The 13467-nt window shown below is 63.9% G+C and carries 12 protein-coding genes and 1 other RNA gene; 4 read left to right on the forward strand and 9 right to left on the reverse strand.

From position 1 onward, the window contains the following. Window positions 1–4 precede the first annotated feature (4 nt). The 9 genes from mraY to rsmI all read right to left on the reverse strand — a co-directional run bounded on the left by mraY (window position 5) and on the right by rsmI (window position 9146). On the reverse strand, window positions 5–1087 hold the full coding sequence (mraY, locus tag ACFSJC_RS07425; RefSeq protein ID WP_386025284.1) for a phospho-N-acetylmuramoyl-pentapeptide-transferase: 1083 nt from the start codon (window positions 1085–1087) through the stop codon (window positions 5–7). 1 nt (window position 1088) lies between these two features. Continuing rightward, window positions 1089–2450: a UDP-N-acetylmuramoyl-tripeptide--D-alanyl-D-alanine ligase gene (locus ACFSJC_RS07430; RefSeq protein ID WP_386025286.1), complete on the reverse strand. Its 1362-nt coding sequence runs from the start codon at window positions 2448–2450 to the stop codon at window positions 1089–1091. Continuing rightward, window positions 2450–4018 carry a Mur ligase family protein gene (locus tag ACFSJC_RS07435; protein ID WP_386025288.1) on the reverse strand — a complete coding sequence of 523 codons (1569 nt, stop codon included), beginning with the start codon at window positions 4016–4018 and terminating at the stop codon, window positions 2450–2452. The genes ACFSJC_RS07430 and ACFSJC_RS07435 overlap by 1 nt, the downstream gene beginning before the upstream one ends. Beyond that, window positions 4015–5778: a peptidoglycan D,D-transpeptidase FtsI family protein gene (locus tag ACFSJC_RS07440; protein WP_386025289.1), complete on the reverse strand. Its 1764-nt coding sequence runs from the start codon at window positions 5776–5778 to the stop codon at window positions 4015–4017. The genes ACFSJC_RS07435 and ACFSJC_RS07440 overlap by 4 nt, the downstream gene beginning before the upstream one ends. Next, complete coding sequence (ftsL, locus tag ACFSJC_RS07445; RefSeq protein ID WP_386025291.1) at window positions 5765–6055, reverse strand: cell division protein FtsL; 291 nt, start codon at window positions 6053–6055, stop codon at window positions 5765–5767. Before ftsL ends, ACFSJC_RS07440 begins: the two co-directional genes overlap by 14 nt. Continuing rightward, a complete protein-coding gene (gene rsmH / locus ACFSJC_RS07450; protein ID WP_386025362.1) occupies window positions 6052–6990 on the reverse strand; it encodes a 16S rRNA (cytosine(1402)-N(4))-methyltransferase RsmH in 939 nt (312 codons plus the stop codon). The genes ftsL and rsmH overlap by 4 nt, the downstream gene beginning before the upstream one ends. Before the next feature lie 65 nt (window positions 6991–7055). Further along, window positions 7056–7511, reverse strand: a complete 456-nt coding sequence (gene mraZ, locus ACFSJC_RS07455; RefSeq protein WP_386025293.1) for a division/cell wall cluster transcriptional repressor MraZ — start codon at window positions 7509–7511, stop codon at window positions 7056–7058. A 313-nt stretch (window positions 7512–7824) separates the two neighbouring features. Continuing rightward, an RNA gene (gene rnpB / locus ACFSJC_RS07460) (RNase P RNA component class A) lies at window positions 7825–8192 on the reverse strand. A 93-nt stretch (window positions 8193–8285) separates the two neighbouring features. Then, window positions 8286–9146, reverse strand: a complete 861-nt coding sequence (rsmI, locus tag ACFSJC_RS07465; protein WP_386025295.1) for a 16S rRNA (cytidine(1402)-2'-O)-methyltransferase — start codon at window positions 9144–9146, stop codon at window positions 8286–8288. A gap of 36 nt (window positions 9147–9182) precedes the next feature. Between rsmI and ACFSJC_RS07470 the strand changes: the two genes are divergently transcribed. From ACFSJC_RS07470 to ACFSJC_RS07485, 4 genes are read left to right on the forward strand one after another with little or no spacing between them, the layout of a single operon-like run. After that, on the forward strand, window positions 9183–11009 hold the full coding sequence (locus ACFSJC_RS07470) for a penicillin-binding protein activator (RefSeq protein WP_386025297.1): 1827 nt from the start codon (window positions 9183–9185) through the stop codon (window positions 11007–11009). 25 nt (window positions 11010–11034) lie between these two features. Beyond that, a complete protein-coding gene (locus ACFSJC_RS07475) occupies window positions 11035–11400 on the forward strand; it encodes a YraN family protein (RefSeq protein ID WP_386025299.1) in 366 nt (121 codons plus the stop codon). Between the two features lie 37 nt (window positions 11401–11437). Continuing rightward, window positions 11438–12040, forward strand: coding sequence for a BON domain-containing protein (locus ACFSJC_RS07480; RefSeq protein WP_386025301.1), 603 nt, complete (start codon window positions 11438–11440; stop codon window positions 12038–12040). Beyond that, on the forward strand, window positions 11994–13445 hold the full coding sequence (locus ACFSJC_RS07485; RefSeq protein WP_386025303.1) for an FAD-binding oxidoreductase: 1452 nt from the start codon (window positions 11994–11996) through the stop codon (window positions 13443–13445). Before ACFSJC_RS07480 ends, ACFSJC_RS07485 begins: the two co-directional genes overlap by 47 nt. Window positions 13446–13467 lie beyond the last annotated feature (22 nt).

Here is a 13467-nt window from a genome sequence, read left to right on the forward strand (position 1 = left end):
TCGATCACCGAATCTTCAGACTTGCCAGACCGATGAGGACCAACACCACGGTCACGATCCAGAAACGCACGATGACACGCGGCTCGGGCCAACCCTTGAGCTCGAAATGGTGATGCAGCGGGGCCATGCGGAAGACGCGCTTGCCGGTCAGTTTGAAGGACATCACCTGCAGCATTACGGACAACGTCTCGGCCACGAAGACGCCGCCCATGATGAAGAGCACCAGCTCCTGCCGCACGGCGACCGCAACCACGCCGAGCGCGGCACCCAGGGCCAGAGCCCCGACATCGCCCATGAAGACCTGGGCCGGATAGGCGTTGAACCACAGGAATCCAAGCCCCGCACCGACCAGCGCGCCACAGAAGATGACCAGTTCACCGACCTCGGGCAGGTGAGGAATCAGCAGGTAGTTGGCGATCTGGGCATGTCCGGACGCATAGACGAAGATGGCCAAGGCGCCAGCGACCAGGACGGTCGGCATGATCGCCAGGCCATCGAGCCCGTCGGTCAGGTTCACCGCATTGCTCGACCCCACGATCACGAAATAGGTCAGGAGGATGAACCAAGGCCCGAGCTGAATCGCGAAATTCTTCGTATAGGGAATCAGCAGTGCCGTCTCCGCCGGGGAAGCGGCCGTCGCATAGAGCGCCACAGCGGCGGCGAAGCCGGCGAGCGTCTGCCAGAAATACTTCCAGCGCGCCGGAAGACCGCGCGGATCCCGCTTGACCAGCTTCTTGTAGTCGTCGACCAGACCGATGCACCCGAACGCCAGGGTGGTCAGCAGCACGATCCAGACGTAATGATTGCTCAGATCGGCCCAGAGCAGGGTCGAAATGCCGACCGCCACCAGGATGAGCGCCCCGCCCATGGTCGGCGTGCCGGACTTGGAGAGATGGCTCTGGGGGCCATCGTCGCGCACCGTCTGGCCGATCTTGTAGACCCGCAGACGACGGATCATGGGACGACCGACCAATAGGGCGATCGACAGGGCGGTCAGGACGCCGAGAATCGCGCGCAAGGTCAGATAGCGGAAGACATCGAATCCGCTATAGATCTCGGCAAGCCATTCAGTCAATAACAACAACATCCTAACGCCCCACCTCGGCGCACAGCGCCTCTACGACCAATTCCATCCGCGCCAAGCGCGAACCCTTGACCAGGACCCGATCATCCGGACCTAGCTCCGAACGCAGGAAGTCGACCAGCGACTCCCGCTGCGAAAAATGCCGTGCCCCCGACCCGAACGCCTCGCTGGCCCCGGCCGTCAAGGTCCCCAGGGTCGCCAGACGCTCGACGCCAGCGGCCAAGGCCATGCGCCCCAGTTCGCGATGCAGATGCTCGGCCTCGGGACCCAACTCGCCGAGATCGCCGAGCACCAGCCAACCGCGCCCGCCGAGCCCAACCAGCACCTCGATCGCAGCCGCGATCGAATCGGGATTGGCGTTGTAGGTGTCGTCAATCAACGAGAGACCACCGCAGGAGTGCGGACAGAGCCGCCCCTTGACCGGGGACAAGGACGCCAGACCTTCGCGAATGGCCGTCTCGTCGATGCCAAGCGCCAGGGCGACCGAGGCGGCGGCCAACGCATTGCGGACATTGTGCCGCCCCGCCAACTGAAGCCGGATGGGGATCGGCACCGAACCCAGCAGTGCGCCGAACTCGGTGCGAAATCCGTCAGCGTCCCAGGCGACGCGAATGGAGGACGGGTCGGCGCACAGATCGGCCGCGCCCGGCGCCATCCCGAAAGCGAAGAGTCGGCGTCCCTCGGCCAGTTCGCGCCATAGCGGCGTGAAGGGCGAGTCGCCGGGTACCACGAAGGTGCCCCCGGACGCCAGACCGCGCGCGATCTCGCCTTTGGCCCGAGCGACACCCTCTAGACTGCCGAATCCTTCCAGGTGCGCACGACCGGCGTTGGTGATGAGCGCCACATCGGGCCGTGCGATCTCGGTCATGTAGCCGATCTCGCCGTGATGATTGGCGCCCATCTCCAGAACCAAAAAGTCCTCGTCACGCGCCCGCAGCAGAGTCAGGGGCATGCCGATATCGTTGTTCAGATTGCCCTGCGTGGCCCGCACCCGACCGGCGCGTTCAAGAATCGCCGCGACCATTTCCTTGACGGTGGTCTTGCCGTTGCTCCCGGTGATGGAGACGACCCGTCCGGTGAAACGGTCCCGCCAGGCGGCGGCCAGGCGACCGAGGCCCAGACGGGTATCCGGCACGACCCATTGCGGCAGATCGAGCGGCAGCGGATGGTCGACCATCGCCGCCACGGCGCCCGAGCGCTGTGCGGCCTCGACATATTGATGTCCGTCGAATCGATCGCCGCGCAAGGCGATGAATAGCTGCCCGGAGCAGTCGGCACGCGAATCCGTGCCGACACTAGTAAAGGATCGGTCCTCTCCCTGGAGGGTTCCGCCCGCCTGGGCGATGGCATCGGCGAGAGTCCACATCAGTGGTGCCCCTCCCGCCATTCGCGCAAGGCCTCGACGACCTGCGCGCGATCGCTGAAATGCACCTTGAGCTCGCCCATATCCTGAATGATTTCATGCCCCTTGCCGGCAACCAGCACGGCGTCCTCGGTGCTCGCCAAGGCGATGGCCCGCCGAATGGCCAGGCCGCGTTGACGCTCCAGTCTCACCTCATCCGGAGCGGACAGCCCGGCGAGAATATCGGCGAGGATGGCATCCCCCGATTCATGGCGCGGATTGTCGTCGGTCAGGATGATGCGATCGCTCAGCTGCTCGGCGATGGCACCCATGCGGGCGCGCTTGGCGCGATCACGGCTGCCGTCGCAGCCAAAGACGCTGATGATCCGCCGATAACCGTGCAGGCGCAGATTCAACAGCACCCGCTCCAGCGCCTCCGGCGTATTGGCGCCATCGACCACGACCTGCGGCGTGGAGTCGGTGCCGAAACACTCCATGCGGCCGGGCACGGGACGCACGCGCGCAACCTCGCGCACCGCACGATCGAGTGAGCCACCACGCGAGCGCAGGACGGCGAGCACGGCCATAAGGTTCGCGGCGTTGAAACGACCGAGCAGGCCCACCTCAAGCACGGCCTCCTCCAGCCCAGAATCATCCGTGCACTGGACACGCATGCGCAGACCGCGCGGCAGGGTCTCGATCGCACGGGCCTGGAGCCAGAGATCGCAGCGCCCCGGCGGATGGGCATCCGGTCGCAGACTGTAGGCCGCAACCGAAACATCAGGGGCCAGGCTGTCCAGAATCTCGTCCGACAAGGAATCGTCGAGGTTCAGCACGGCCCACGCCAAACCGGGAGACGCGAACAGCGCGCGCACGGCCTCGACCTCGACGGAGGCACCGTCATGCGCGACGCGTTGGTTCCGATCCAGGTTGGTAAAGAGGGCATGCGAGACACGCACCGCCGACAAGGAGGAACGCGCAGGCGCATGGCTGGGCATCTCCAGAGTAATACCCCGAGCACCGCGCGAACGCAGGTCCTCCAGCGTCCATTGCAGAGTGAGCGGATCCGATGTCGCGCTCGGCCCGACATGCAGATCCCCGGGAAAACCGTTTCCGATCGACCCGATCAGTGCACAGGAGAACTCGGCCGAACACGCCTGAGCCAGCAGATGACCGAGACTCGTCTTGCCGCTCGCCCCAGCGATGCCAAAGACCTCAAGACGCGCGCTGGGGGTGCCATGGAATCGGTCGGCGATGGCGGCGAGACGCGAGGACAGGGCCGCGACAGGGATCACCGGCAGACCGAGACGCCCCTCCAGATGACGCATCACCTCGACCGGCCACTCGTCGGTGGATTCGGCGAGAATCGCGATCGCACCACGTCGGCGCGCCTCGTCGGCGAAGGAGAGCGCATGAACGCAACGTCCCTGACAGGCGAGAAACAGCGCGCCTGGAATCAGCGTTCGGCTGTCCAGGGCAAGCCCCGAGACCCGAAGGTCCAAGGCCGACTCCGACTCGGGCGGCAGATCGAAAAGTCCCCCGATCAGATCGCCGAGACGCCAGACGTAACCGGGCTGCGCCAATGCCATCATGGCGCCACCTCCTTGCGAGCGAGCAGCATGGAGGACGCAGGGTCGTCGGGCGGCACATTGAACAGACGCAAGGCCCCTTCCATCACCCGCTGAAAGACGGGCGCTGCCACGAGGCCACCGTAATAGGACTTGCCACCCGGCTCGTCGACCATCACCACCATGACGAGCCGAGGCTTGCCTGCGGGCACGAAGCCGGCGAAGACCGCCTGATAGCGATGGCCACCATAGCCTCGGGAACCGGCCTTCTTGGCCGTCCCCGTCTTGCCACCGACGCGGTAGCCGGGAATCTCGGCGCGCTTGGCGGTGCCCTTGTCCGAGACCACGGTCTCCATCATGGCCCGCACCTTGCGCGCGGTCTCCACGCTCAGGACCCGTGTCTCGCCCTCGATCGGATCGCTCGGATCCCGCTTCAGCAGGGTCACCGGACGCTTGATACCATCGGCGGCCAGCACGCCATAGGCCTGGGCGAGCTGCAATGCCGTCACAGAGAGGCTATAGCCGAACGCCATGGTCGCATGCTCGAAGGGCCGCCATTGAGAGTAGTGGCGGAGGCTGCCTCGGATCTCGCCCGGAAAACCGACGCCCGTCGGCTGACCGAACCCGACCTCGCGATACATGTTCCAGAGGCCCGCATAGTCCATCATCTGGGCGATCTTGACCGCTCCGACATTGCTCGATTTGGTGATGACGCCCGTTACGTCGAGCGTCCCGTAGTTGTGCACGTCCTTGACCAGGTTGCGGCCCACCCGCAGGAATCCCGGGCCGGTCGCGATCCGGGTCGTCGGCGCGACCAGCCCCTTCTCCAGCGCGGCCGCGACCACCAGGGGCTTGACGGTCGAACCCGGCTCCATGACGTCGGTCACGGCGCGGTTGCGTCGACGGTCGCTGCTGCCGTCACGATCGCCATTGGGGTTGTAGCCAGGCTGGTTGACCATGGCCAACACCTCGCCAGTAGCCACGTCCAACACCACGGCGGTACCGCCCTTGGCCTTGTTCTCTTTCACCGCCTTCAGGAGCTCGCGATAGGCGAGAAACTGCAGCCGGCGATCGAGACTCAGCTCCAGATCCTTGCCGGGATGCGGGGGACGAATCTGCTCGACCTCTTGGACGATGCGATGACGCCCGTCGCGAATGACCCGATGCAGCCCCGGAACGGCCTTGAGCTGGTCGTCGTATTCGAGTTCCAGCCCCTCCTGTCCTCGGTCCTCGATATTGGTGAAGCCGATGACGTGCCCGAAGACCTCGGCCCCCGGGTAGAAGCGCCGATACTCGGTCTCGAAATCGACACCCTCGATATCATGTTCCGCGATCGCTTCACGGACGGCGCGCGCCTCGCCGAAGGAGATCCGGCGTTTGATGTAGAGGAAACCGCGCTCGCGATTGTCGAGGATCTTCTGACGCAGACCGGCTGCGTCGAGCTTGAGCGCTGTGGCGAGCGGCCCGATCGCATCCAGATTCAGAACGAGCTTGCGCGGCTCCGCCCATACCGTCTCGACCGGCGTGCTCACGGCCAGCGGCTCGGCGTTGCGATCGGTGATCATGCCGCGACGCGCAGCGATCTCGCCGTCACGCAGATAACGCCGCTCGCCCTCGGTGCGCAGGAAATCCGTTTCGATGACCTGACGGAAGAACACGGCCCCCGCCAGCACGACGAAGGCAACCGACAGCGCCCCCACGAGCAACTGACGGCGCAGTCGCAGATTCGGCTTTGCCTTGGGTGTCGGCGCGGTCCGCCGCGTGCGGCGATTACGGCTGGCCATGACCCGCCCCCTCGATCAGAAGTACATCGCTCAAGCGAGGAGTGAACATTCCCAGCTGCTGATGCGCCTTACTTTCGACGCGTGCATGCGTGGACAACGCCGCCTCTTCGAGGCGCAGCCGGTTCCACTCCACATCGATCGCGTCGCGCTGTGCTCGCAGGTCCTGCAAATGGGCGAATTGGATCCTCGTCAGATACTTGACGTGCACCACCTCGACCGCAGAAAGGATCACCACCAGCGTGAGTAGCGCGAGCATGACGACACCGTTGCGGCTCATGACAGACGCTCGGCGATGCGCATCACGGCGCTTCGGGCGCGCGGATTCGCAGCCACCTCCTCATCGCTGGAACGAATCTGCTTACCGACCGCGCACAGACGCCCCCGAGTTGCGACCGCCTGGACCGGCAAACCCTTGGGCAGTTGAGGACCGCGTGACTCATCGCGGATGAAACGCTTGACGATCCGATCCTCCAGCGAATGGAAACTGATGACGACCAAGTGTCCGGCAACCGCGAGAAGGTCACAGACCTGATCGAGGCAGAGACGCACCTCGTCCAGCTCCTCGTTGACGCGAATGCGCAGCGCCTGGAAGGTCCGGGTCGCCGGGTGTTTTCCCGGTTCACGGGTGCGCACGCTGCGGGCGACCAGATCGGCGAGCTGGCTGGTCGAGAGGATGGGCGTCTCAGCACGCGTCGTGACGATGGCGCGCGCGATCCGCCTGGAAAAACGCTCCTCGCCCAATTCATGGAGCACGCTGGCGATTTCAGACTCGTCCGCCCTAGCGAGCCAATCGGCTGCGGACAACCCTCGCTCGGGATCCATGCGCATATCGAGCGGACCATCCGCGCCAAAGCTGAAACCGCGTTCAGGCGAATCCAGCTGCGGCGAGGACACACCGAGGTCCAAGAGGATTCCGCTCAGCTTGCCCGCAACACCGGCCTGACGCGCGACCTCGCCGATGGAGGAGAAGCGGCCATGGTGGATGCTGAAGCGCGGATCCCGCGCGGCCAGCAATTTGCCCTCGGCGACGGCCTCCGGATCGCGATCGATCCCGATCAGGCGACCGGCACGACCGAGTCGAGCAAGAACGGCACGACTGTGCCCACCCCGACCAAAGGTGCAATCGATATAGACGCCATCCGGATTCCAAACCAGGGCGGACACGCTTTCCTCCAGCAGGACTGGCAGATGCAGCGGAAGATCGCCAGACAAATCGTTGCGAAGCACGTCGGTCATTATTGAGTTTCAAGTGGGCTAACAATTGCGCCGCATCGAACCTAAAGCGTCAGTGAGCCGAGCCCGTTCGCCTGGGCCAAGTCGCCGATCGCCGCATCGTTCAATGCCGCTTCGTTTCGCGTCGTCCAGGCGTCTTCGTCCCAGAGTTCGAATTTGATGCCTTGCCCCACGAAAGCGACCCGCTTATCCAGAGTGGCGAAATCGCGGAGATACTGGGGAATCAGAATTCGACCTTGGGCGTCAACGTCCACATCCTGTGCGTTTCCGACATACAGACGCTGGAGAGAACGTGCTGTGGGATCAAGCGCGGGGAGCGCGGCGAACTTGCGCTCGATGATTTCCCATTCGGGCTCTGGATAGAGGAGAAGACAACGGTCGCGGTCTACCGTGATGACCAGATGCGAACCGCAGGCCTCCTGCAAACGCTCACGATGCTTGGACGGAATCGCGAGACGCCCCTTGGCATCCAGATTGACGATGGAAACCCCCCGAAACACCGGCATCCCCCTGGCCAGTCGCCGCCTGGTGGTTTTCCCCCCCCGACTACCCACTCAACCCCACGCACTCCCACTTGCCGACCATGTTAGAGGTGCCCCTGGACATCGTCAAGAAACCACTGACCTTTATTCTTGACAGTCAGCAACTTAGAGGCGGAAGTTATGCAGACATGACAACTTCGGCAAAGCGTCTACTTTTCAAGGATATGGGAAAGAAAGCTCAAGTTATGAGCGAACCAGCGAGACCAAGTCGCAGATGGACTTCGATGGCATGCGGTGAAGCGAGGGGAGGGAAATGACTGCGGAGGAAGGAGAAGAGAGTCAGCCGATAAGCCGGGTTCTGTCGAGGACAGCCATTCATCTGGGACATGCGTCACCGCATGCCTCAAGCGACCTACCCGGGAACACACGCGGGCCGCGTGCTGCAGAGTGAACTGCGCGTTCCCCTATTTGGTCTTGCTCCGGGTGGGGTTTACCCTGCCACTGATGTTGCCACCAGCGCGGTGCGCTCTTACCGCACCATTTCACCCTTACCGCCCGCCGCGAGGCGGGGTTGGCGGTATCTTTTCTGCGGCACTTTCCGTGGACTCGCGCCCCCCAGGCGTTACCTGGCACCCTGCCCTATGGAGCCCGGACTTTCCTCCCCTTCCATACGCAAGGAGCGGCTGCCTGGCTGACTCTCAAGCCGACCATTATACATGGGTTACGCAACCATGACGTCGCCCGAATTCGATGCCAAACGAAGAAAGGAATGAGTGTTTTGCGAGGCGAGAGTCAATCTCCCTCCCCGCCAAGCCCCAGTTCAAGACCCAACCGATAGAGCGGATTCTTCTTGGCGCCGGTCAGTCGAGCGGCCAACGCCGCCGCCTGACTCAGAGGCAACGACTCAGCGAGGACGCGAAGAACCCGTTCCTGCTCCTCGCATCCATCCGCGTCACCCCCAACACCCCGTCCCTGGATCAGGATCACCAACTCACCGAGTTGCTGCTCCGCGTCCTCATCGACCCGACGCATGAGTTCGGCGGCCGAACCAAAGAGAAAGGTTTCGAACCGCTTGGTCAGCTCGCGGGCCAGAACGACGCGCCGCGCATCGCCCAGGGTCTCGGCGATATCGGAGAGCGTTGCCACCGTACGCTTGCCGCTTTCGTAGAGGATCAGGGTTCCTGGCTCACGGGCAACGTCCTTCAGCCACGCCTGCCGCTGCGATCTTGAGCGCGGGGGGAAACCGAGAAAGAGAAAACGGTCGCTGGGAAGTCCTGCGGCAGAGAGTGCGCAGATCAGGGCGCTCGGACCCGGAATCGGAACGACGGCGAAACCTTGCTCCCGAGCCGCCGAGACCAGACTGTAACCGGGGTCGCTGATGAGCGGCGTTCCCGCATCCGACACCAGGGCGACATCCCGCCCATCCTCCAGCGCGCTCAGCAGACGGCGCGAAACGCTCGCCTCGTTGTGATCGTGACAGGCGATCAGGTTCGCTGAAATCCCGAAATGATTGAGCAAGCGCAGGGTTTGCCGCGTATCCTCGGCGGCGATCAAATCCACATCCGTCAGGACCTTGCGTGCACGCTCCGTCATGTCCGCGAGATTGCCGATCGGCGTCGCGACCACGTATAGTACCCCACCAGATTGCTGCATCTTGCGCTCCTGACAGCCTTCGAACGGAACGGAATCATGCCCAAGCATTGCGTTGCCCGCACCTCCCTGTCCATCACCTATTGGTTGACGGCCATTCTGGCCGCAGGTCTTCTGACCGCCTGCGCGGTCAATCCGACCTTCGACGAGGCCCAGATCCTGGCTCCAGTCGCTCAGTCGGACCTGGAGCGCGCAGCCACTGCGGAGCACCAAGGCAAACAACGAGAAGCGGCCGAAACCTATCTGCAACTCGCGACCCAGGCGCCGCAACCCGCACGCGCCCAGTTGCAGCTGAAGGCGCTCCACGCCTATCTGTCCGCCGGGCGGACAAATGAAGCCGCAAAGCTGGTCGCAACGCTCTCCGCCAGCCCCCTGACACCCCTGCAACAGCAATTGCTTCTGCTCGAACAGGCGGACCTCGCCCTCTTGTCGGATCATCCAAAGGAGGCGATCGCACATCTCGAACGGATGCAGCCGCGCGCGCTCCCCAAGACATTCCAGGTGCGCCGACTGGGCACCCTAGCCTTCGCGCAACGCCTCGCCGATCGGCCGATCGCAGCCGCCGAATCGCTGGCCCAGCTCGACCGGGTGCTCGACGGCGAGAACGCGCGCCTGTCCAATCAGGTCTCGCTCGTCTCGGCGCTCGCATCGCTGCCCCAATCGCAATTGCAGACGCTGACCCGAAACGGTAGCGGAACGATGAAAGGCTGGGCAGGAGCCGCGCTCGCACTCAAGGGTGCGAACGCCTCTCCCGAACGATTGGAAGCTAGCTATCGAACCTGGAAAGACAAGCATTCGGGACATCCGGCACTCCCCGACTTAGGGCATGCCTACGCCGACAGGCTGACCGGAGGCTATACCGATGGCGACCAGGTCAGCGTCATGCTGCCGCGTAACGGTCGTTTCGCCGCTGCGGCCAAGGCGGTAAGAGACGGCATCGAGGCCGCCAAGCGCGCGGATGCACGCAACCGGACGCCAACGCTCAAGTTCGCGGACAGCACCAATGCGACGCGCGTGACAGCGATTCACGCCAAGGCGGTCCAATCCGGTGCCGATTACGTCATCGGTCCACTGGAGAAACCCGCCGTCGATGCACTCCTGAGCAAACGCCACCTGTCGCTCCCGACACTGGCACTGAACGAAGCGACCCGCAGCGACCGACGCGCCGAAAACCTCTTCCAATTCGCCCTGTCGCCGGAGAACGAGGCGACCGAGGCCGCCAATACCGCATTCACCATGGGCTCGCGACGCGCGCTCATCCTCTATCCGCAAGGCGCCTGGGGCAACCGCATGGCCACCGCCTTCCGACGTCAGTGGCGCAATCTCGGGGGCAGCCTGCTCGGACAGGCGACCTACAACCCGACGCGGCCGCGCTACGAGGCGACGCTGCGCACGCTGATGGCGGATTCGAGCGCCGACCTCCTCTTCCTGGTCGCCACCGCAGAGCCGGCGCGCCGCATCCATCCGTACATCCAGTCGCTCGCGCCCGCCGGATTGAAGGTGGTCGCGACCTCGCATGTCTACTCGGGACGTTTCGACACCGTGCGCGACAAGCCGCTGATCGGGCTCTATTTCGTCGACATCCCCTGGATGCTCGACATGAACGCCGACGACCCATTGTCGCGGAAGCGTCTCATGGGCACCTCGACGAACGCGGCGGGTCCGCTGGCGCGACTCTATGCGATGGGGATCGACGCCTACCGGCTGACGCCACATCTCACCGATCTATCGCAGAATCCCGGCGCCTTTTATCCAGGACAAACGGGCGGACTCTCGATGGACGCACTGGGCCGAATCAAGCGGCAGCTCACACTCGCGCGCTTCACCGCTCAAGGCCCGCGACCCGCCGACGAAACACCGGATTGAGCGACGGGAACGCCCGAACCTCCTGATGAAATCACCGAAGGACACGAGCGGAATCGGCGCCGAGGCCGAGCGGCTTGCCGAGTCCTTTCTGAACGGACAGGGCCTCGAAACGATGGCCCGCAATCACCGTTGCCGGTATGGCGAGATCGATCTCGTCATGCGCGATGGTGCGGTCCTCGTCTTCGTTGAGGTACGATTCCGCCGTTCGAACCAGTTCGGCACACCGGCCGAGACCGTCGACAGACGCAAGCAGCAACGCCTCATCACGACCGCCCGACACTACCTAAAGACCAACCCCAGCACCCTGCCTTGCCGCTTCGATGTCATCGCCATCGACGGCCAGAATCGCATCCAATGGATCCAACATGCCTTCGCCGTCGAATCGAGCTAGACCCTCAGTAGAGGTCGCAACGACTTCCAACATCTCGATGCACCGAGCCCGACCAAAACACGCCCCAAGGGTCGCCATCGCCTTGGCGATGGCGCTCGTCGCCACCTCGCTCGGCGGTTGCGGCGCAGTGATCGTCGGAGGGGCCGCCGTCGGCGCATCGGCGCTCTACGATAGACGCGACCACCTGACCTTCATCGCAGACCAGGAGATCGAGCTGACGGCGACCCATGCCTTGCAGCAGGACACACAGATCGAGGGCCATTCGGGCATCTCGGTCACCAGCTACAATCAAAGCGTTCTTCTGACCGGCCAGGCGGAATCAGAGAAGGTCGCCCATCATGCGACCCAGGTCGTCAGCCAGATTCCCAGAGTCAAACGGGTGATCGACGAGATCAGCATCGGTCCCAACATCAGCCTGACCCAGGAGTCAGAGGATCTTTACATCACCTCCCGCGCCAAGCTGACCCTGACCGGCGTGAATCTACCCGGTTTCAACCCGACACGGATCAAGGTGGTAACCGAGAACCGTGTCGTCTATCTGCTTGGACTCGTCAGCCCGGAAGAAGCGGATGCCGCAACCGAAAAGGTCCGCTATGTCCCAGGCGTCGAGCGTGTGGTCAAACTCTTTGAATACAAATAACCCCGCCCCACTCGCCATCCCGGACCTTTCGGAGGGATTTCGTCGAGCACTGGCACGCATCGCGGGCGACGGGCACCTGCTCACGGATCCGGCCGACTGCTGGGCCTACGGCTACGACAACAGCCGCCGCCACGCCCTACCTCAGGCCGTGGTCTTTGCCTCGGACGAGGAGCAGATCGTCCATCTGGTGGGGCTCTGTCGTGACGCGGGCGTGCCGCTGACCGCCCGCGGCCGAGGAACCGGAACGACCGGTGCCACAGTTCCCGACCGAGGCGGCGTCGTGCTCTCACTGGAGCGCATGGACCGCATTCTTCGAATTATCCCCGAGGACCGACTGGCGATCGTCCAACCTGGCGTACTCAACGCCCAGTTACAGCAGGCGGTCGGCGATCTGGGATTCTTCTGGCCGCCCGATCCCACGAGCGCGGCGACCTGCACCATCGGCGGCAACCTCGCCTACAACTCGGCCGGCCCGAGGGCGGTGAAATACGGCACTGCCCGCGAAAGCACCCTGGGACTGAGGGTAGTGACCGGACGGGGCGAGACGCTACGCACCGGCGTCATGACCACCAAAGGCGTCGTCGGTTACGACCTGACCCGTCTCATCGTCGGCTCGGAAGGCACCCTCGCTATCATCACCGAGGCCACGCTCAAGCTGACCCCCTTGCCCGAGACCAAGCGCACGCTCCGCGCGACCTATACAGATATCCATACCGCAGCGGCTGCCGTCTCGGCCATCATGGCCCAGCCGGTCATCCCCTGCGCGCTGGAGTTCATGGATGCCTCCGCCATCGCGACCGTCCGTCACTACGCCGAGTTCGACCTACCGGACGGGGCCGGCGCGGCGCTCATGATCGAACTGGACGGATCGGCAGCCTGCATCGAGGAGTCCGTGTCGGCGGTCAGTGCCGCCGCCCGTAACGCAGGCTTGCTGGAACTGCGACGCGCCGAGAGCAAGGAGGAGATTGCAGCCTTGTGGAAGACGCGCAAGGCGCTATCGCCGACGCTGCGTCACATTGCACCCAAGAAGATCAATGAAGACGTCGTAGTCCCGGTCTCGCGCATGGGCGAGTTCATCGAAGGACTCGAACGGCTCTCGCAGACCACCGGCATCCGTATCGTCAACTTCGGCCATGCAGGAAACGGCAACATCCATGTCAATCTATTGATCGACCCGGACGACCCGGACGAGGTCGCCAGGGCCGCCGAGTGTCTGGACTCGGTCTTCGCCCTGGTTCTGCGTCTGAACGGAACCCTATCCGGTGAGCACGGCGTCGGAATCGAGAAGCGCGACTTCGTCGGTCAGGAGCTTGGCCCGACGGCGCTCGCGCTCATGGCGGATATCAAACGCTGCTTCGACCCGGCCGGCATCCTGAATCCCGGCAAGGGCTTTCCATCACCCTGATACACTGAAGCCCGACCAGGGA

The organism is Thiorhodococcus fuscus (assembly GCF_042682685.1).
Classification (GTDB): Bacteria; Pseudomonadota; Gammaproteobacteria; order Chromatiales; family Chromatiaceae; genus Imhoffiella; species Imhoffiella fuscus.

Excerpts from the sequence above, each read along its gene's own strand:
- mraY (WP_386025284.1), bottom strand. The coding sequence starts at position 1,087 with ATGTTGTTGTTATTGACTGAATGGCTTGCCGAGATCTATAGCGGATTC.
- ACFSJC_RS07430 (WP_386025286.1), bottom strand. The coding sequence starts at position 2,450 with ATGTGGACTCTCGCCGATGCCATCGCCCAGGCGGGCGGAACCCTCCAG.
- ACFSJC_RS07435 (WP_386025288.1), bottom strand. The coding sequence starts at position 4,018 with ATGATGGCATTGGCGCAGCCCGGTTACGTCTGGCGTCTCGGCGATCTG.
- ACFSJC_RS07440 (WP_386025289.1), bottom strand. The coding sequence starts at position 5,778 with ATGGCCAGCCGTAATCGCCGCACGCGGCGGACCGCGCCGACACCCAAG.
- ftsL (WP_386025291.1), bottom strand. The coding sequence starts at position 6,055 with ATGAGCCGCAACGGTGTCGTCATGCTCGCGCTACTCACGCTGGTGGTG.
- rsmI (WP_386025295.1), bottom strand. The coding sequence starts at position 9,146 with ATGCAGCAATCTGGTGGGGTACTATACGTGGTCGCGACGCCGATCGGC.
- ACFSJC_RS07470 (WP_386025297.1), top strand. The coding sequence starts at position 9,183 with ATGCCCAAGCATTGCGTTGCCCGCACCTCCCTGTCCATCACCTATTGG.
- ACFSJC_RS07475 (WP_386025299.1), top strand. The coding sequence starts at position 11,035 with ATGAAATCACCGAAGGACACGAGCGGAATCGGCGCCGAGGCCGAGCGG.
- ACFSJC_RS07480 (WP_386025301.1), top strand. The coding sequence starts at position 11,438 with ATGCACCGAGCCCGACCAAAACACGCCCCAAGGGTCGCCATCGCCTTG.
- ACFSJC_RS07485 (WP_386025303.1), top strand. The coding sequence starts at position 11,994 with ATGTCCCAGGCGTCGAGCGTGTGGTCAAACTCTTTGAATACAAATAAC.